A 17,478-nucleotide genomic window follows, 5' to 3' on the forward strand; every position below is an offset into this window, starting at 1 on the left:
GGCTCGATGCCCAGCCGCCGCAGCAGGCCCTCGGCGGCGCCGTTGAGCAGGCGGATCAGGAAGGATGCCGCCCGGCTGAACCCACGCTGGAACCCCTGCACCATCCGCGCGGTCGCCAGCGGCCGGGCCACCGCGAGGTTCTTCGGGACGAGCTCGCCGTAGATCATGGTAATGCCCGTGGCGAGCAGCACGGCGACCGCCACGGCGACGCCGGTGGCCATTCCCGCGGGTATCCCGACCGCCTTCAGCGGGCCGTGGAGCAGACGCGCGATCGCCGGTTCGACGAGGAATCCGATCGCCAGATTGGTGATGGTGATGCCGAGCTGAGCGCCGGAGAGCTCGGTCGAGAGGTTCCTGAGCGCCTTGAGGACGCCTCTGGACCTGCGGTCACCGACTGCCGCGGCACGTTCGACGGTCATGCGGTCGACCGTCACCAGGGAGAATTCGGCGGCGACGAAAACGCCGCAGACCCCGACCAGCGCGACGCTGATCAGGACGAGGAGCCACTCGATCACTGTCGCCTGCCCAGGTCGGCCCGGTCCAGGGCAGGCATCGGACTATGACTGGGTATATCGGGACTAGGCATGGCCCTCTCGGAGGTAGGCGTGACAGAACCCGCCGCGGGCGGGAAGGCGGCCCACCGGCGGTGCCCGAGTGCTCCCGCGGGGCGCCTGCACGCACACACCACAAGGATGCCCGGGTCCGGCTGCCTTGGACAGCCATCCGAACGGGTCGGACCAGCCCATGCGCCGCATGTGTCTCCCACGCTTCCCCGGCCCGTGGCACCGGCCCGTGACACCTCGGCCGCACACACGGCCGACCCGCGAGGCAGGGGCCGGGGAGCCGCACGGAAAGCACGATCCGGGGAAAGCCTCTGGTCGACCCCGCTCCGGTCGATCTCGCTTTATTCGATCTCGAAGAGGCCCTGCCGGACGGCGTACATGACGGCTTCCATCCGCGAGTGCAGCTGCAGTTTGTCCAGGATGTTGCGGACGTGGTTCTTGACCGTGTTCTCGCTGATGAACAGCTTCCGGGCGATCTCCCGGTTGGCCCGTCCCTCCGCGACCAGTTTGAGGACCTCCAGTTCGCGGGCGGTGAGATGAGGGGCAGGTACCCGGCTGGGCCGGTCGTCGGAACCGCGGGCGAGCGCGGCGAACTCGACCATGAGCTTGGACGCCATCGACGGGCTGATCAGGCTCAGCCCGTTGTGCACCGCGCGGACCGCGCTGGCCACCTCGTGCGGCGGGATGGACTTCAGGAGGTAACCGACCGCCCCCGCCTTGATCGCCTCGAAAAGATCGACTTCGTCGTCGCTGACCGTCAACATTACGATCTTCGCGGTCGGCACCTCACGCTTGATCGCGCTCGCGGCGTCGATGCCGTCGCGGTAGGGCATCCGGACGTCCATCAGGACGATGTCCGGCGTGGTCCCCGTGGCTATCGTGACAGCCTGCCGGCCGTCGCCGGCGCGACCGACGACGGTGATGTCCTCTTCAAGATCGAGAACGGTCTCCAGACCCTGGAGGAACAGCTCGTGGTCGTCGACCACGAGCACCCGGATGGGCTCGGACTGAGGTGCCACAGGTGGCAGAACACCAATCATCATCACAGATCGGAGCTATCTGGCACGGATGGTCCAACAACGGGCTGCCGGACGGACAAACTGCGATCGACGCATGTGCCCACTCTATGTGATGGGTTACTTACACAGAGCCGTGTCTCCACACCGGCACCGATCGAGTCATGCACGGATACCGCTTCCGACATATCGGAATGATACGCGCCGCCATCTTGCTAGGACGCTTGCTATGACGCTGACGACACACCGTCACCATACCCGCGAAGGGGGTGAATCATCAACCCCGAACTGGGCATATGACGCATCCCCCCATCGGGCCCGCGACCGGGACCAACAGGCCCGCGGGAGTGAATTCGACGCCGAGACCCCCTCAACGACGACTACTCTGTGTAATAGTTCGGACGCTCAGATGGCGATACTCGCCGCCGTTGCCCGAACGCCCGACATGCCACCGTCGCTCACGGCCGGACTCCCGCCGTTCGCCACTTCGAGGTGTGGTGCTGGTGGCGCTCAGGGCCGATCACGGGCAACCTGTGGTCATGGTCACACCTTCCCGCAACACGCTCCACCATCACGTCAAGCCTGGTAAGAGCTGGTCCGAGGCGTACGCCCGATGTCACGAGGCCGCGCCCGAGGCCTTCGACTCGGACCGGCTGCGCAACCTGTGGGGCGGCCAGTGGCGCCGCACCGGGGAACCACTGCGCAGCGTCACCCCCGTTGACGGATCTTCCATCGCCGGCCCACCGATGATCGAGCCGGACGAGGCGCGCGAGGCGATCCGCGCCACCCTCGACGACCACAAACACTGGCGTGACGTACCGGTCGCCGAGCGCAGGGCGCGGGTCACCGCCGCGGTGGACGCCATGGACGATCACCGTGACCTGCTCGCGCTGCTGCTGGTCTGGGAGATCGGCAAGCCGTGGCGGCTGGCGCGCACCGACGTCGACCGCGCGCTCGACGGCGTCCGCTGGTACGTCGAGGAGATCGACCGGATGATCGACGGGCGCGGCCCGCTGCCCGGCCCGGTCAGCAACATCGCGAGCTGGAACTACCCGATGAGCGTGCTCATGCACGCCATGCTCGTCCAGGTCCTCGCCGGCAACGCCGCGATCGCCAAGACCCCGACCGACGGCGGGGCCGCCTGCCTGACCCTCGCCTGCGCGCTGGCGCACCGCGCCGGGCTCCCCGTGGCGCTGGTGTCCGGGTCCGGCTCCCGGCTGTCGAGCGCGCTGGTGCGGGCACCGGAGATCGGCTGCCTGGCGTTCGTCGGCGGGCGTTCCGTGGGCGGGCAGGTCGCCGCGGCGCTCGTCGACACCGGCAAGCGGCACTTCCTGGAGCAGGAGGGCCTCAACACCTGGGGCATCTGGGAGTTCTCCCAGTGGGACCTGCTGGCCGCGCACCTGAAGAAGGGCTTCGAGTACGGCAAGCAGCGCTGCACCGCCTACCCCCGTTACGTCGTCCAGCGCCAGCTCTTCGACCAGTTCCTCGCGGCCTACCTGCCCGTGGTCGCGTCGGTGCGCTTCGGGCATCCGCTGGCCGTCGCGCACGATGACGATCCCCTGCCCGAACTCGACTACGGGCCCGTCATCAGCGCGGTGAAGTCCGCCGAGCTCGCCAGGAAGATCGACGAGGCGGTCAGCAAGGGCGGCGTGCCGCTGTACCGGGGGACGATCGCCGACGGCGCTTTCGTGCCCGGGCAGGACACCTCGGCCTATGTGCCGCCGGTGGCCATCCTCGCTCCCCCGCCGTCGTGCGCGCTGCACCATGCCGAGCCGTTCGGCCCCGTGGACACGATCGTGGTGGTCGATTCCGAAGCCGAGCTCCTCGCCGCGATGAACGCCTCCAACGGCGCGCTGGTCGCCTCGCTCGCCTGCGACGACGAGGCGCTTGCCCGACGGCTCAGCGGCGAAGTCCAGGCATTCAAGATCGGTATCAACAAGCCGCGGTCCCGGGGTGACCGGGACGAGCCGTTCGGCGGCCGCGGCGCGTCCTGGAAAGGGGCCTTCGTCGGCGGCGACCACCTCGTGCACGCCGTCACCGTGGGCGACGACCCCGGGGAGCGACTGTACGGCAACTTCCCCGGCTACTCGCTGTACCCACCAACCTGACGTTCCCGGGCCACTGACCCGCCGGGCCGGTGGCCCGCGCCGCGCCAGCGCACCGGCCGGACAGCCCCGCGTCCCCCACGCTCTTCTACAGTTTCAACCAGGAAATTCCAGCCAGAAAAGCGACTGCCAGAAAAGCGAGTACGTAAACGGCTGCCAGCGCGTTTGTTCCCCCGCTTCGTGATTCAACAGAATTCGATCACGTGATTCCGGGACGGGTTCGCGTTACCCGACCGGCGCTTCGGAGGCGCGAGGGCCGTGTGTGGCCAACGGGCCGGGAGGGCGAAGGTCGGGCTCGGCCAGCGGGCCAGGGAGCAGGCCATGCTCGGCCAGCGGGCCGAGACGCAGGCCCCGGTCGTGGCAGCGGGCGGCAAACTCGGGCAGGGCGCCGAGAGCGCTGTGCCACGCCTGCGGCGCGGACGTGCAGTCGCTGTCGTGCAGCAGGACGGTCCCACCACCGCGCAGGTCCGGGGTGAGGGTGTCGAGAACGGTCAGCGGCGTGGCCGTCGACGTCCAGTCCCGGCCCCAGGCCGTCCACAGCACCGGGGTCAGCTCCAGCCTGCGGGCGGCGAGGAGGAACCCCGCAGACAGGATGCCGTGCGGCGGCCGGACGAACCGCGGCGGCCGCCCGGTCAGCGTCGTGATCAGCTCCCGGGTCCGGTACAGCTGCCGGTAGGTGGAGCGCGGCCCGCGCAGCAGCATCGGCCGGTGGTCCCAGCCGTGGACGGCCAGCTCGTGGCCGGCGTCCACCATCCGCTCGGCCAGGTGCGGCGCGCGTTCCAGCATCGTCCCGAGGACGAAGAAGGTCGCCCGCAGGTCCAGTTCGGCCAGCACGTCGAGGAACAGCGGGGTGGACGCCGGGTCCGGGCCGTCGTCGAAGGTGAGCGCCACATGGTCCGGCGCGCCGATCCCGGCGAGCGCGGGCATCAGCTGGGTTCGCAGCCGGCGCAGGGCGGCCACCGAGGGGACCGCGTGGGTGAGAAGCGCGGCGGCACCGGCGCCCGCGGCTGCCCGGGCGAAACCCGCCACCCCGGCGTTCCCGGCCCGCCCAACCACGTTCCCGGCCCGCCCGACACGCCCGGCCGGTCGGGTCGGCCACCACGACGCCGCCTCCTCGACATCCTCGATGCCTGGCAGGTACGTCATGCCGGACACCTTCCCACACCGTTCACGGGCCTGGCGAAACCCTCGGGGCCTGGGACGGGACAGCGGCCGTGGAACGAAACACCGGCCAGGGGTTCCACGGCCGCCGGTCTGACCGCCGCCGGGACGCCCCGCGGAACGGGAACACCGGCCCCGGNCCGGCCCCGGCGCCGGGTCTGCCGGCGCCGGGGCCTACAGGTACGACGAGCATGTGGGCACCCCGGGAATCGGTTCGTTCTGCCCTCCCTGGGCCACCACGGTCGCCGGCAGATACCCCCAGGCGACCGTGTACCCGTGGGTGTTGGGCCGGGAACTGTCACCCTGGGTGTACAGCCACCAGGTGTTGGTGTTGCCCTGCACCACGGGATTCGCCCGACCCTGCAGCTGGCAGACCACCCAGACGGCCGACGCGGCGTTCATGTAGCCGCTGTCGTCGAGATCCTCCGACCCCTGTGCGGCCCGGACGTTGGCGTAGACGGCCGAACCGGCGTAGGTACGGCAGTTGTACGTGGGGAAGGTACGTCCAGCGTAGTCCGTGACGTTCCGGTTACGAGAGGTGCAGCTTTTCGTGGGATCCGGTTGTGACGGGACAGCACTGCTGGGCGCCGGCGAAGGCGCGGGGGGAGACGGCGGGACCACCGATACCCCCGTGTTCGGCACCTGGTTGCCCGGCGGCCCCGCGCCGGATGCCGTCGGGCCTGGCCCCGCGGCACCGGGCGCCGCCGGGGCGACCGGCACGGCGCCGGACGCTCCCGCGGCGGGCGTCCCCNGGGCGTCCCCGCGGGGGAAGCCGACACGGCCGGGGCAGCCGAGGCGGCAGCGGACGCGGTGGGGGTGGCGCCGCCCGGCGCGGACGGCGGGGCCGCCGAGATGGTCACCCTCGGGGCTGGGGAACGCAGCCCGACCCCTGGTAACAGCAACAGCAGCAGTGCCGCCACCGCGAAGCCGCCTGTCACCGGTACCAGCACGCCCAGCACACGGCGGCGCTTCCCCGGCCCGGCGGCGGCCGGCACGACGGGCTCCTGGACGACGCGCTCCTGAGCGACGGGTTCCGGGACGACCGCCGACGTGGTGGACGCCGGCTCGGCCGGCGTCGGGGCCACGACCGCTGCCGCGGCGAGCTGCGAAGAAGTGGAGCCAGCCACGACGGCAGAGGCAGAGTCCACGCTGGCAGGCCCGCCGCCCGCGCCCGCGGCTGCGGGCGCCGGGGCGACATGGCCCGCGGCGGCCGGATCTGTGGTGGACGGGTCTACAGCAGCCGGATCCACGGTGGGCGGCCTGGGGATGTCGGCTGCCGGCCCGACCGGTGACACGTTCCCACCGGCGACGTGACCCGCGCCTGGGCGTGGTGGCAGGGTCGGCGCCGTGCTCGTCCCGCCAGGCGGTGCGGCGGGCCGCGGCAGCCGGGGAACGGGATCCGCGAGCCGGCCGGTGACCGTCGACGTCTTCTTCGGATCGTCCGCGGAGACGGGCGCGCCGACCTGGCCGCCGCGAGCGGCCTCTATCGCGCGCAGTTCCGCCAGCACACCCGCGGCGGTGGCGGGACGCTGGTCCGGCGCGGCTGCGAGGGTCCGCCGCACCAGCGCGACCAGCTCGTCGGGGACGCTGTCTGCCAGTTCGTCGGGCAGCGCCGGTGGCGGCCCGTCCAGCATCTCCCGCAGCAGCTGCGTCGGCATCCGGCCGGTGAACGGTGGCTGTCCGGCCAGCAGCGTGAAGAGGGTGGCGCCGAACCCGAAGATGTCGGAGGCAACGCTGTGCTCCCCACCCTGGAGCACCTCGGGCGACGCGTAGCGGGGCGTGAACGCCACCGACGCGGTCGTGTTCTCCGCCGCGTTCTCGACCACGGCGATACCGAAGTCGCTGAGCACGGCGGTCCCGGACTCACGGATCATGATGTTCGCCGGTTTGAGATCACGGTGCAGGACGCCGTGGCGGTGGGCGGTCACGAGGGCATCGGCCACCTGCGCACCGACGCGCAGCACCTCGTCGGCGTCCAGCCGCCCGGCGCCGGCCAGCCGGTCGGCCAGCGACCCGCCCGAGACGTACTCCATCGCGATGTAGGGACGCCCGTCCCGGGTCGTCCCAGCGTCGAAAACCGAGATGATGTTCGGATGGCCGGTCAGGCGCCCGGTCACCCGGCATTCACGCAGGAACCGCCGCTTCGCGTCCGGATCGGCGAGGACGGCGTTCATCACCTTGACCGCGACCCGGCGGTCGAAAATCTCCTGTCGGCCCAGGTAGACCGTGCTGAACCCACCGTAGCCGATCGGCTCCAGCAGCCCGTAACCGTCGATCATGTCAGGTACCCGACGGCCACCGCCGGCAGCCGCCGGGCCGGACGAACCGCATCCCCGGCCAGGCCGCCTGCGGTGGATCGCCGGCCGCGTGGGCCAACTCCTCCGTCCACCGGCAGCCGTCGGGCACAGGCTCGTTGGGCACAGGCTAAATGCGGAGCGCCGTCAGGCGGTACCACGATATCCGGTATCTCCTTGTTCGGTACCGCCGCGCCCGGTACCACCGCGATAAATCCGATCATAATGATTCAGCCCATGACAGGCGCCTCACCCATCGACGGGATGTCTTTCCGCTGCCCACCGCTGCGGGACAGGCCAAACTTGCGATTGAGGCTGACAGTATCGGGTGAACGGTATCGGGTGAGCGGTATCGGTGAGGACAACGACACCCCAAGTGTATAAGGAGGCTCATGCCGGCAGCCATCATGCCGCCAGGCGCAGCCGTCGCGCCGGCACGCGCGGCCGGGGCCCGCGACCGGGGTGCGCCGGGGTCCCGGCCGGACGTCATCGTCGCCGGCGCCGGTGTGATCGGGCTCGGCGTGGCGTGGCGTGCGCGTCTGCGCGGGCTGACCGTCACCGTCGTCGATCCCGCACCGGGATCGGGCGCCAGTTGGACGGCCGCGGGCATGCTCGCCCCCCTCAGCGAGCTCCGCTACGGCGAGCAGCCCCTGCTCGCGCTGAACATGGCATCGGCACAGCGCTACCCCACGTTCGTCGCGGAGCTGGAGCGCAGCAGCGGCACCGAGGTCGGCTACCTGCGCTGCGGGACGCTGGTCGCGGCCTGGGACAGCGCGGACATGGCCGGTCTGCGCGACATCCACGGCTTCGCGCGCTCGCTGGGCCTGCGCACCGAGCTGCTGACCCGACGCGAGCTGCGCGCCCGCGTCCCGGCGTCGGCGAGCGGCCTGGCCGGCGCGCTGTCGGCACCCGACGATCACCAGATCGACAACCGGCTCCTGCACGGCGCGCTGCTGCGGGCCTGCGTGGCCGAGGGGGTGACGCTGCTTCCCGCCGCCGCGCGGCGGTGGCTGCTGCGCGGCGACCGGGTCGTCGGGCTGGGGCTGGCCGACGGCACCGAGCTGACCGCGCCGGTGGTCGTCCTCGCCTGCGGAGCGTGGTCGGGCCAGATCGACGGGCTGCCGCCCGGGGTACTGCCGGCGGTCCGCCCGGTCAAGGGCCAGACCCTGCGGCTGCGTACCGTCGGGCCGCCGCTGCTGACCTGTGTGCTGCGGGGCACGGTGCGCGGCCACCCGGTGTACCTGGTGCCCCGCGCCGACGGCCGGATCGTGGTGGGGGCCAGCAGCGAGGAGGCCGGCTTCGACCTGCGGCCCCGCGCGGGCGCCGTGTACGAGCTGCTCCGGGACGCCCAAGCCCTCGTCCCGGGGGTGGGCGAGGCGGAGCTGGAGGAGGTCAGCACCGGCCTGCGGCCCGCCTCACCGGACAATGCGCCACTGATCGGCCCATCCCGGATACCCGGGCTGCTGCTCGCCGTGGGTCACTATCGCAACGGTGTGCTGCTCACCCCGGTGACGGCGGACGCCATCGCCGGCCTGCTGGCGGACGGTGCCCTGCCCGACGAGGCCGCTGCATTCACCCCGGCCCGGTTCGACCACGCCGGGAACCGAGCCACCGAGGGACGCGTCGCCGATGACCAGGCCGTCGAGAACCGGCCGACCAGGGAGGACGTCAGATGACTCTCACCGTGAACGGCAAGGCCATGCAGGTGCCGGCGGGGACCACGCTGCATCAGCTCATGATCATGATGAGCGTTTCCGCCGCCGGCCGCGGGAGCGCCGCCGCGGTCGACGGTGTCGTCGCCCCCCGCAGCCGGTGGGAGAGCCTGGAGCTGCGCGCCGGCCAGCACGTGGAGATCCTGACCGCCACCCAGGGAGGCTGACATGGCCGACGACGCGTTCACGATCGCCGGTGAGGAGCTTGGCTCCCGGCTGATCCTGGGCACCGGCGGCGCGCCGAGCCTCGCCGTCATGGAAGCGGCGATCAGAGCTTCCGGCACGGACATGTGCACGGTGTCCATGCGCCGGGTGGACACCACCACCCCGGGGTCGATGCTGGACATGCTCGCCCGCTGCGGCGTGCGGGTACTGCCCAACACCGCCGGCTGCCGCACGTCCCACGAGGCCGTTCTCACCGCCGAGCTCGCCCGGGAGGCGCTGGAGACGAACTGGGTGAAACTCGAGGTGATCGCGGACGAGCAGACCCTGCTGCCGGACCCCGTCGAGCTCCTCGACGCGGCGGAACGCCTCGTCGCCGAGGGGTTCACCGTCCTGCCCTACACCAACGACGACCCGGTGCTCGCCCGGCGCCTGCAGCAGATCGGCTGCGCGGCCGTGATGCCGCTGGGCGCGCCCATCGGGACCGGGCTCGGTATCCGCAACGCCCACAACATCGAACTGATCGTCGCCGAGGCGGAGGTCCCGGTCGTCCTGGACGCCGGGATCGGCACCGCCTCCGACGCGGCGCTGGCCATGGAACTCGGCTGTGACGCCGTCCTGCTGGCGTCGGCGGTGACCCGCGCCCAGGATCCCGCCCTGATGGCGGCGGCGATGGCGGCCGGCGTCACCGCGGGACGGTTCGCCGCGCGGGCCGGGCGCATCCCACGCCGCCACCATGCCCGGGCGTCGTCACCCGTCCACGGCACAGCGGTGTTCTGACCCAGCCCGGCTCCGCCGGCAGCCCCGTTCCGTCGGCGGCATCCGGTCCGCGTCCGGCGGCGTCCGGTTCCCAGGCCGGGATCCCGCCGCCGGCGCCGTTTGCCTGCCCGGGTAACGGAAAGGAGCCGTATGGGGTGGTGCCCACCCCGGGAGGCGCACCAGCCGGCATACCGGCACCGCGTGCCGGCGTCCCACCGCCTGTCACCGGTCGCGTCGGGCCCATCGCCAGCAGTGAGTCGCCAGGAACAACCGCGAAGGAGTGATCGACCATGACCGTTCCGTCTGTGCTCAGCCGTCCGGGCCCCCTCACCCGACGCGGGTGGGACCCGTTCGCCGAGTTCGGCGACCTCTACGAGAGGATGGGACGGCTGCTCGACGTCTCGTTCCCGGAGCTGACGGCCAGGGAGCGGCGTTCCTGGGCGCCGGCGGTCGACGTGGAGGAGACCGAGGACTCCTACCTCATCGACGCGGACCTGCCCGGTGTGCCCGCACAGGCCGTCAACATCGACGTCCGGGGGAACGAGGTCACCATCGCCGCCGAGATCACCGAGCGGGAGCGCAGCGGAGTGATGCGCCAGCAGGCGCGCCGCACCGGCCGGTACGAGTACGCCGTACGGCTGCCCGGGGACGTCAACGCGGAAAGCTCCGAGGCCCGGCTCGCGGACGGGGTGCTGCAGCTACGCCTGTCGAAGGTGTCCGCGACGTCGAGCCGGCACGTCCCCGTGCTCGAGGCCGGCGAGAAGAACGGCCGGAGCGAGCAGGCCGGCGGCGCCACGGCATCCGGACGGGGCACCGAGTCCGGCTTCCGCCCCGCGACGTCCTGACCGTCCTGGCCGGAACTCCCCACGCTTCCGCCCGCTGTCCACGTCCGCCTGTCCGGCCTGCCTGCCACCGGCCTGCGACGGCGGCAGGCGACGGCCGACCGGACGGAAGCGGTGCTCTTCTGCCGCCCGCCCGTCAGGGCCACCCGTTCCGGCGGGCGGGCGGCACGTTGTCGGCCACCGGCTGCTCACCTGCTGCCCCGGGCGCCTGCCAGCGCCAACTGTCCCGGGTACTTCCCCCGGTGTCCGAAGACGTGTCCTGGCCGCGCAACGTCCTGGCCATCGTGTTCCGGCCCGGTCGGCGCATCCCGGCCCGGGCTGGGCGCGTCATGGCAGGCCGGGCGCGTCCTGCGCGGGCCGGGCAAGGCCGGCGCCCCATGCCGGATATCCCCGCTCCCGCCGTCCCCGCTCCCTGTGATCTTTGCTGCCACGCCCTGGCCTACGCCGGATTCGGGACCGCGGCTGCGAGCATCGATGCGGGCACCTGCCCACGTTGTCGCTCGAACGACAGATGGAGCACGTTCGTGGCCGTCCCCAGCGTTTCGTTCTCGATAACGGTGCGCCTCGACGTACCCGCATCGTCACAGACCGTCGGTGAGATCACCACCGCCGTCGGCAAACTGGGCGCGGTGGTCACCGCCCTCGACGTCGCGGAGTCGCACGCGGGCCGGCTCGTGCTGGACATGACCTGCCTGTGCGTTGACGCCGAGCAGGCACAGGCCATCGCCGAGACCCTGCGCCACATGCCGGACTTCGTCGTCCGGCGAGTCAGCGACCGGGTGTTCCTGCTGCACCTCGGTGGGAAGATCGAAGTCGCGAGCAAGGTCGCGCTACGGACCCGCGACGACCTGTCCATGGCCTACACCCCCGGTGTCGCCCGGGTGTGCCTGGCCATCGCCGACCGGCCCGACGACGCCCGGCGGCTGACGGTCAAGCGCAACAGCGTCGCGGTGGTCTCGGACGGCTCGGCCGTGCTTGGCCTGGGCAACATCGGCCCCACCGCCGCGATCCCGGTGATGGAGGGCAAGGCCGCGCTGTTCAAACGGTTCGCGGACATCGACGCGTGGCCGATCTGCCTCGACACCCAGGACGTCGACGAGATCGTGCGCACGGTGGCGCTGCTCGCGCCCGTCTTCGGCGGCATCAACCTCGAGGACATCGCCGCGCCCCGCTGCTTCGAGATCGAACGGCGGCTGCGCGGCCTGCTCGACATACCGGTCTTCCACGACGACCAGCACGGCACCGCGATCGTCGTTCTCGCCGCCCTCACCAACGCGCTGCGGATCGTCGGCAGGTCGCTGGGCTCCGTACGGATCGTCACCAGCGGGGCGGGCGCGGCGGGCACGGCCATCCTGCGCCTGCTGCTGCGGGCCGGCGCGGGCCGCGCGGGCGGCAGCGTGATCGCGTCCGACATCGGTGGGATCATCTCGCCGGCCCGCGACGACCTGGACGACAACGGCCGGTGGATCTGCGCGCACACCAACCCGGGCAGGATCACCGGGACGCTGCGGGACGCCCTGATCGGCGCCGACGTGTTCATCGGCGTGTCCGCGCCGGGCATCCTCACCGGCGCGGACATCGCGACCATGGCCGACGACGCGATCGTCTTCGCGCTGGCCAACCCGGACCCCGAGGTCGACCCCGCGGACGCCCGTATGTATGCGACGGTCGTCGCGACCGGCCGCTCGGACGAGCCGAACCAGATCAACAACGTGCTGGCCTTTCCCGGCGTCTTCCGGGGGCTGCTGGACTCCCGGGCCCGTGACATCACCGAGGACATGCTCCTTGCCGCGGCCCACGCGCTGGCGGCGGTGCTGCGCGAGGACGAGATCAACCCGCTCCACATCGTGCCGAGCGTCTTCGACGAGCGCGTGATGCCGGCCGTGGCCGAGGCTGTCAGCGCCGTAGCTGTCAGCGCCATGGCTGTCAGCGCCGTGGCAGTCAGTACCGAGGCAGTCAGTGCGGTTGCGGTCGGCACAGTGGCGCGGCAGGCACTGGCCGATCAACCTTAGCCCACGACCAGCCAGGCCGTGGCCGGACGGGGCCGCGACCGACTTCAGGCACTTCGAGACGGGAAAAAAGTCCGTCCCGCTGGCCGGTTCGCCATCATCCGGATCATACTGCTATGTGAACGCAATATTTCATGCACATGACCGGCACGGTGGTTTTCCACGGACACGGACACCCGTCCAGGCCACCGTCGACCGGTGACCGGAGTACCACGGAGGTGGCGAATCGTGCAGTCGACAAGCCTGCGGGGGGAGCTTTCTGCCGTAACCACAGCGGTTCAGGAAGCACAACGCCATATCCAGCGCCTGCGCATTCAGGCACCGAACTCAAGGGCTGCCGATCGACTGGCGGCGGACGTCCGCCGGGTCATGGAGGACATTGACGACCTGGCCGCCGAAACCGTCGTTCCGACGGAAATCGACAGTTCCGACAAACCGCCAACAGACACTACCCGCGAATCCCCCGAGCCGGTGTTCGTACCGGCCCGCCACGGTGAGTCGGAATTCCAGCCAGAATGCGACGACGAGGGCGTCGCCGGCGGCTGGCAGCGGCATCGCGCCGTGTCGTCGCGACGGCGACGCGCCCGGGTGTGACGCCGCGACGGCGATCCGGAGCACGGACCACAGCTTGACGCCGGCATCGACCGACGACACGACCACCACCACGGAAAGTAACCACTGGAGGCGCGATCACGAGCGACCCGGGTTACCCTGATCGCGCCTCCAACGGCTGACGGCGGGTGGCCGGCAGGCTGAAGGCCCAGTAGGGCCGGCAGACCGACGGCCACGCGACCATGGCTCCTCTCGCGCCGCTCCGGAGGCCTCACAAGGGCGGGGAGTGCTATGGCGACGCAGACGCACACCCGTGCCGACGGTCGGGGACCCGCCGGCACGGCCACCGGCCGCGGCGGCGCGGCCCGGGCGAGCCTGCGGCAGGACCGCTGGTGGGTGACGCCCGCCGTCACGGTGGCGGTCCTCACCGGCTTCGTCGGCTATGGCATGTGGGCGGCGTTCCGGAACGCCGCCTACTACGCCGACCCGTACCTGTCACCGTTCTATTCACCCTGCCTGACCGACTCCTGCCCGCGCGACGCGCTCGGCTCCGGATTCTTCGGCGATCTTCCCTGGATCTCGCCCGCCATACCGATCCTGATTTTTCCACTCGGTTTCCGACTTACCTGCTATTACTACCGGAAGGCGTACTACCGGTCGTTCTGGTGGGCACCACCGGCCTGCGCGGTGCCGGACGCCCGGCGGAAATACAGCGGCGAGACCCGGCTGCCGCTGATCATGCAGAACGTGCACCGCTATTTCCTCTATTTCGGCATACTGTTCATCGGCCTGCTCGCCTATGAGGCCGTCGGGGCGTTCGGTTTCGACGGTCATTTCGGCGTCGGGGTCGGTACCGGCATGCTCGTGGTCAACGTGGTCCTACTGGGTCTTTACACCTTTTCCTGCCATTCCTTCCGGCATCTGTGCGGGGGCGGGCTGCGGACGCTGTCGGCGCATCCGATACGCCGACAGATGTGGCAGGCGGTGTCGGCGCTCAACCGGCGGCACATGGTGTGGGCCTGGGCGAGCCTGCTGTGGATCATGATAACCGACCTCTACATCTGGCTGGTCGCGGCAGGGCATCTGCACGACTACCACTGGGTGGCCTGAGGTGCCGGGCGCTCCGAGGTGTCGCCGCCGCACACCCGTCCGGATCCCGCCGGCGCCAGGACCGGCGCGGATCCGGCGTCCCATGAATCCCATGAATCCCATGAACCGGACGCCCCACCAGGCTGGGTACATCCCACGGATCGGACATACACGGATCAGACGTACTTTGCCGGCCGGACACCTGGTGAACCAGGCATCCCGCGAACAACGTGCGGTGGTGACCACATAAACCATGAGCACATCGGAAAGACACACATACGACGTCGTCGTGATCGGCGCGGGCGGAGCGGGCCTGCGGGCCGCGCTGGAAGCGCATGAGCAGGGTGCCCGGGTCGCCGTCGTCTGCAAGAGCCTGCTCGGCAAGGCCCACACCGTGATGGCCGAGGGTGGTATCGCGGCCGCGATGGGCAATGTCTGGCCCGAGGACAACTGGCAGACGCACTTCCGCGACACGATGCGCGGCGGGAAGATGCTCAACCAGTGGCAGATGGCCCGGATCCACGCCGAGGAGGCCCCGGCACGGGTCTGGGAACTGGAGGAATGGGGCGCGGTCTTCGACCGGACGCCGGACGGCCGGATCCTCCAGCGCGACTTCGGCGGTCACCGTTTCGCCCGGCTCGCGCACGTCGGGGACCGTACCGGCCTCGAGCTGATCCGCACTCTGCAGAACCGGCTGATCAGCAAGAGGATCGACGTCTTCATGGAGTGCACGGTGCTGCGCCTGCTGACCGTGCCGGGGGCAGCGGATAGGCCGGGCGCCGGGCGGGCGTCGGACGAACCCGAGGCACTGTCCGCCCCGGCGCGCGAGCGCAGCTCGGCGCGCGTGGCCGGGCGGATCGCTGGCGCCTTCGCGTACTGGCGCGAGTCCGGCACCTTCGTGCGTTTCGACGCGCCCGCGGTGGTGCTCGCCACCGGGGGGATCGGCAAGTCCTACCAGGTGACGTCGAACTCGTGGGAGTACACCGGCGACGGCCACGCGCTCGCGCTGTGGGCCGGGGCCGCGCTGATGGACATGGAGTTCGTCCAGTTCCATCCCACCGGGATGGTCTGGCCACCTTCGGTGAAGGGAATCCTCGTCACCGAAGGTGTCCGGGGCGACGGTGGCGTGCTGCTCAACTCCGAGGGGCGCCGCTTCATGTTCGACTACATCCCACCGGTCTTCGCCGCCGAGACCGCCGACTCCGAGGAGGAGGCCGACCGCTGGTACACGGACAAGAAGACCGCCCGCCGTCCGCCGGAACTGCTCCCCCGCGACGAGGTGGCGCGGGCCATCAACGCCGAGATCAAGGCTGGCCGCGGCTCACCGCACGGCGGGGTCCATCTCGACATCGCCTCGCGCCGCGACCCGGAGTACATCCGCCGCCGGCTGCCGTCGATGTACCACCAGTTCACCGAACTCGCCGACGTCGACATCACCCGGGAGCCGATGGAGGTCGGCCCGACCTGCCACTACGTCATGGGTGGCATCAAGGTCGACCCGTCGACCGCCGCGGCGACCGTACCTGGGCTGTTCGCCGCGGGCGAGTGCGCCGCCGGCATGCACGGCTCCAACCGGCTCGGCGGCAACTCCCTGTCCGACCTGCTGGTCTTCGGACGGCGGGCAGGGCTGCACGCGGCCCGTTACGCCCAGTCGCTACCGGCGCACAAGCGGGCCGTGGCCGACGACGCGCAGATCGACGCGACGGCCGCGGCGGCCCTCGCGCCCTTCGCGGCGGCCCTCACCCCGGGCTCCGCGCAGGCCGGCACCGCCTCCGCCGAGGGCACCGCCAGCTCCGCCGGGGGTACCACCTCCGCCAGGGACAGCGCCGGGACCAGCGTCTCGCCGTCCCATCCGCCGGAAAACCCCTACCAGCTCCAGAACGACATCCAGGACGTGATGCAACGCCTGGTCGGGATCATCCGGACCGAGTCCGAGCTGGTCCGGGCACTCAAGGAGATCGAGACGCTGCGCTCCCGCGCACGGCACGTCGCGGTCGTCGGGCACCGCCAGTACAACCCGGGCTGGCATCTCGCCCTCGACCTGGGATCGCTGCTCACCGTCGCGGAGTGCATCACCACGGCCGCGCTGGCCCGCCGGGAAAGCCGCGGCGGGCACACCCGCGACGACTACCCGTCCGCGGACCCGGCGTTCGCGACGCTGAACCACGTGCTCCGGCTGCGTGACGGGCGGCTCGTGCTCACCACCGAGCCCCTGCCCGCGATGCCACCGGAGCTGGCCGCATTGTTCGAGGATGCCGGTGCGGAATCCCGGGCGGATCGGGGCGCACCGGCCGGTGGGAAGGGCTCCTGATGGCAGCCTACGATCTTTCACTGCGGGTGTGGCGGGGCGATTCCGACAGCGGTGATCTCCAGGACTACACGGTCGGTGTCGAGGAGGGCATGGTCGTCCTGGACGCGCTGCACCGGCTCCAGCAGACGCAGGCGCCCGATCTGGCCGTCCGGTGGAACTGCAAGGCCGGCAAGTGCGGGTCGTGCAGCGCCGAGGTGAACGGCCGCCCCCGGCTGACGTGCATGACCCGGCTGAACCTGTTCGCGCCCACGGACACCGTCACGGTGACGCCGCTGCGGACGTTCCCGGTGATCCGGGATCTGGTCACCGACGTCTCGTACAACTACGAGAAGGCCGCGCAGGTGCCGGCGTTCGCCCCGGGAGCACCGGCAGGGGACGACGGGCACCACCGGATGAAGCAGTCCGACGTCGACCGCGTCCAGGAGTTCCGCACGTGCATCGAGTGCTTCCTGTGCCAGACGGTCTGCCATGTCATCCGCGACCACGAGGAGAACAAGCCCGTCTTCGCCGGCCCACGGTTGATGATCCGGTATGCCGAACTGGAAATGCACCCGTTGGACACACATGATCGGCGAGATCTGCTGCGCGGACGGGCCGGCATCGGGTACTGCAACATCACGAAATGCTGCACGGAAGTCTGCCCGGAGCACATCTCGATCACCGACAACGCCATCATTCCGCTCAAGGAAAGGGTCGTCGACACCGCATACGACCCGATCACGCGGCTCGGCAACCGCATCCTGCGCCGTCGGCGCTGACCCGCCCGCCCCGGCGCCAGTCTGCCCGCATCCCTGCCCACCTTGGCGCTGAGCCCCCCGGCGCCGGCCCGGCATCCCGTCCCGGCGCCATGCTTGCCCGTCACGACCGAGTCGGTTACCCTTCGCATCGAAATGTATTCGGCAC

General features: G+C 71.0%; 15 protein-coding genes (1 of these 15 cut by a window edge). 10 read left to right on the forward strand and 5 right to left on the reverse strand.

The features are described from left to right. Window positions 1-515, reverse strand: the 5' portion of a protein-coding gene (locus FrCorBMG51_RS12395; RefSeq protein ID WP_047223223.1) for a hemolysin family protein. Its footprint begins 988 nt before the window's first position; only the first 515 of its 1,503 coding nucleotides appear in the window; the start codon lies at window positions 513-515; its stop codon lies beyond the left edge, outside the window. Between the two features lie 389 nt (window positions 516-904). Then, complete coding sequence (locus FrCorBMG51_RS12400; protein ID WP_047223224.1) at window positions 905-1,606, reverse strand: response regulator; 702 nt, start codon at window positions 1,604-1,606, stop codon at window positions 905-907. 512 nt (window positions 1,607-2,118) lie between these two features. Between FrCorBMG51_RS12400 and FrCorBMG51_RS12405 the strand changes: the two genes are divergently transcribed. Then, complete coding sequence (locus FrCorBMG51_RS12405) at window positions 2,119-3,687, forward strand: aldehyde dehydrogenase family protein (RefSeq protein ID WP_047223296.1); 1,569 nt, start codon at window positions 2,119-2,121, stop codon at window positions 3,685-3,687. Window positions 3,688-3,909: 222 nt separating this feature from the next. On the opposite strand, the gene FrCorBMG51_RS12410 is transcribed toward FrCorBMG51_RS12405, so the two are convergent. The 3 genes from FrCorBMG51_RS12410 to FrCorBMG51_RS25190 all read right to left on the reverse strand — a co-directional run bounded on the left by FrCorBMG51_RS12410 (window position 3,910) and on the right by FrCorBMG51_RS25190 (window position 7,124). After that, window positions 3,910-4,830: a polysaccharide deacetylase family protein gene (locus FrCorBMG51_RS12410; protein ID WP_047223225.1), complete on the reverse strand. Its 921-nt coding sequence runs from the start codon at window positions 4,828-4,830 to the stop codon at window positions 3,910-3,912. 189 nt (window positions 4,831-5,019) lie between these two features. Then, window positions 5,020-5,247: a hypothetical protein gene (locus tag FrCorBMG51_RS12415; protein ID WP_052914619.1), complete on the reverse strand. Its 228-nt coding sequence runs from the start codon at window positions 5,245-5,247 to the stop codon at window positions 5,020-5,022. Continuing rightward, window positions 5,244-7,124, reverse strand: coding sequence for a serine/threonine-protein kinase (locus FrCorBMG51_RS25190; RefSeq protein ID WP_052914620.1), 1,881 nt, complete (start codon window positions 7,122-7,124; stop codon window positions 5,244-5,246). Before FrCorBMG51_RS25190 ends, FrCorBMG51_RS12415 begins: the two co-directional genes overlap by 4 nt. Before the next feature lie 407 nt (window positions 7,125-7,531). On the opposite strand from FrCorBMG51_RS25190, the gene thiO reads away from it, so the two are divergent. The 9 genes from thiO to FrCorBMG51_RS12465 all read left to right on the forward strand — a co-directional run bounded on the left by thiO (window position 7,532) and on the right by FrCorBMG51_RS12465 (window position 17,333). Beyond that, window positions 7,532-8,815: a glycine oxidase ThiO gene (gene thiO / locus FrCorBMG51_RS12425; RefSeq protein ID WP_047223226.1), complete on the forward strand. Its 1,284-nt coding sequence runs from the start codon at window positions 7,532-7,534 to the stop codon at window positions 8,813-8,815. Continuing rightward, a complete protein-coding gene (gene thiS / locus FrCorBMG51_RS12430; protein WP_047223227.1) occupies window positions 8,812-9,018 on the forward strand; it encodes a sulfur carrier protein ThiS in 207 nt (68 codons plus the stop codon). The genes thiO and thiS overlap by 4 nt, the downstream gene beginning before the upstream one ends. 1 nt (window position 9,019) lies before the next feature. Further along, window positions 9,020-9,793 carry a thiazole synthase gene (locus FrCorBMG51_RS12435; RefSeq protein ID WP_047223228.1) on the forward strand — a complete coding sequence of 258 codons (774 nt, stop codon included), beginning with the start codon at window positions 9,020-9,022 and terminating at the stop codon, window positions 9,791-9,793. Between the two features lie 269 nt (window positions 9,794-10,062). Further along, window positions 10,063-10,617: an Hsp20/alpha crystallin family protein gene (locus tag FrCorBMG51_RS12440; RefSeq protein WP_052914621.1), complete on the forward strand. Its 555-nt coding sequence runs from the start codon at window positions 10,063-10,065 to the stop codon at window positions 10,615-10,617. Window positions 10,618-11,138: 521 nt separating this feature from the next. After that, window positions 11,139-12,626 carry an NAD-dependent malic enzyme gene (locus FrCorBMG51_RS12445; protein WP_047223229.1) on the forward strand — a complete coding sequence of 496 codons (1,488 nt, stop codon included), beginning with the start codon at window positions 11,139-11,141 and terminating at the stop codon, window positions 12,624-12,626. Window positions 12,627-12,851: 225 nt separating this feature from the next. Next, a complete protein-coding gene (locus FrCorBMG51_RS28220) occupies window positions 12,852-13,217 on the forward strand; it encodes a hypothetical protein (protein WP_139342411.1) in 366 nt (121 codons plus the stop codon). 249 nt (window positions 13,218-13,466) lie between these two features. Then, window positions 13,467-14,285, forward strand: coding sequence for a hypothetical protein (locus FrCorBMG51_RS12455; RefSeq protein WP_047223231.1), 819 nt, complete (start codon window positions 13,467-13,469; stop codon window positions 14,283-14,285). Window positions 14,286-14,517: 232 nt separating this feature from the next. Further along, a complete protein-coding gene (locus tag FrCorBMG51_RS12460) occupies window positions 14,518-16,575 on the forward strand; it encodes a fumarate reductase/succinate dehydrogenase flavoprotein subunit (protein WP_047223232.1) in 2,058 nt (685 codons plus the stop codon). Continuing rightward, complete coding sequence (locus tag FrCorBMG51_RS12465; RefSeq protein WP_047223233.1) at window positions 16,575-17,333, forward strand: succinate dehydrogenase/fumarate reductase iron-sulfur subunit; 759 nt, start codon at window positions 16,575-16,577, stop codon at window positions 17,331-17,333. Before FrCorBMG51_RS12460 ends, FrCorBMG51_RS12465 begins: the two co-directional genes overlap by 1 nt. Window positions 17,334-17,478: the final 145 nt, after the last annotated feature.

This window comes from Protofrankia coriariae (genome assembly GCF_001017755.1).
Taxonomy (GTDB): domain Bacteria; phylum Actinomycetota; class Actinomycetes; order Frankiales; family Frankiaceae; genus Protofrankia; species Protofrankia coriariae.

Coding starts and splice junctions, on each gene's coding strand:
- FrCorBMG51_RS12435 (WP_047223228.1), top strand. CDS start 9,020: ATGGCCGACGACGCGTTCACGATCGCCGGTGAGGAGCTTGGCTCCCGG.
- FrCorBMG51_RS12440 (WP_052914621.1), top strand. CDS start 10,063: ATGACCGTTCCGTCTGTGCTCAGCCGTCCGGGCCCCCTCACCCGACGC.
- FrCorBMG51_RS12455 (WP_047223231.1), top strand. CDS start 13,467: ATGGCGACGCAGACGCACACCCGTGCCGACGGTCGGGGACCCGCCGGC.
- FrCorBMG51_RS12460 (WP_047223232.1), top strand. CDS start 14,518: ATGAGCACATCGGAAAGACACACATACGACGTCGTCGTGATCGGCGCG.
- FrCorBMG51_RS12465 (WP_047223233.1), top strand. CDS start 16,575: ATGGCAGCCTACGATCTTTCACTGCGGGTGTGGCGGGGCGATTCCGAC.
- thiO (WP_047223226.1), top strand. CDS start 7,532: ATGCCGGCAGCCATCATGCCGCCAGGCGCAGCCGTCGCGCCGGCACGC.
- FrCorBMG51_RS12400 (WP_047223224.1), bottom strand. CDS start 1,606: ATGATGATTGGTGTTCTGCCACCTGTGGCACCTCAGTCCGAGCCCATC.
- FrCorBMG51_RS12415 (WP_052914619.1), bottom strand. CDS start 5,247: ATGAACGCCGCGTCGGCCGTCTGGGTGGTCTGCCAGCTGCAGGGTCGG.
- thiS (WP_047223227.1), top strand. CDS start 8,812: ATGACTCTCACCGTGAACGGCAAGGCCATGCAGGTGCCGGCGGGGACC.
- FrCorBMG51_RS12405 (WP_047223296.1), top strand. CDS start 2,119: ATGGTCACACCTTCCCGCAACACGCTCCACCATCACGTCAAGCCTGGT.
- FrCorBMG51_RS12410 (WP_047223225.1), bottom strand. CDS start 4,830: ATGACGTACCTGCCAGGCATCGAGGATGTCGAGGAGGCGGCGTCGTGG.